Annotated in this window: 1 protein-coding gene; it reads right to left on the reverse strand. The window is 42.7% G+C overall.

Translation table 11 applies throughout. The features are described 5' to 3' along the window. Positions 1–281, reverse strand: a 281-nt coding sequence (locus tag J4G33_RS16905) for a fimbrial protein (RefSeq protein ID WP_504740312.1), incomplete at both ends; no start/stop codon positions are given.

Raw genomic sequence — 281 nt, forward strand, 5'->3', positions numbered from 1 at the left:
GGTTGAATCATAGTTAGTATCAGCCGTTCCGCTTAAAGTAATGTTTTTAATGGCACCAATGGTAAGGGCATCACAACTACCAGCTACACCAGTCCCGTCTGTTACGGTGAGTGTAAAGTCTTTCGTGCCTGTAGTTGAATTAGCAGCTGTAAATGCGGTATTACGGACAGTATCAAGCTGCACAGCAACATTGTTTGCTGTGCCAGTAGCACCAGCAGACCCTGTAAGTGTACAAGTACCATTAATTACTTTACCATTTATAGTAATAACACCATCTTCCG

Source organism: Actinotalea soli, assembly GCF_017565425.1.
Taxonomy (GTDB): Bacteria; Actinomycetota; Actinomycetes; order Actinomycetales; family Cellulomonadaceae; genus Actinotalea; species Actinotalea soli.